This window comes from Chryseobacterium sp. SIMBA_038, from assembly GCF_046535115.1.
Classification (GTDB): Bacteria; Bacteroidota; Bacteroidia; order Flavobacteriales; family Weeksellaceae; genus Chryseobacterium.
The window spans coordinates 1-228 of sequence record NZ_JAWRXH010000500.1; the positions used below are offsets into that span (position 1 = coordinate 1).

The window sequence follows — 228 nt, forward strand, 5'->3', positions numbered from 1 at the left end:
GTTTTCAACTTACCCATTCTGCTGTTATCGATAATATCATCAGGCCAATAATCTACGTTAAGTCCTCCTATTTTCTTTACTTTACCTGCTTTTTCTCTGGTGAAAGCAGAATCATCCCAATAATCTACAGAAATATTTCCTATACTTTTCAGTTTACCGTTTTTGGCATTATCCCAGCCCAGTTCATCCCAATAATCTATTTTGACACCTCCAATACTTTTAAGCTTT

The 228-nt window shown here is 35.1% G+C and carries 1 pseudogene; it reads right to left on the reverse strand.

Annotated features, from left to right (window positions below):
* A pseudogene (locus SB689_RS24410) lies at positions 1-228 on the reverse strand (hypothetical protein); the annotation flags it as partial.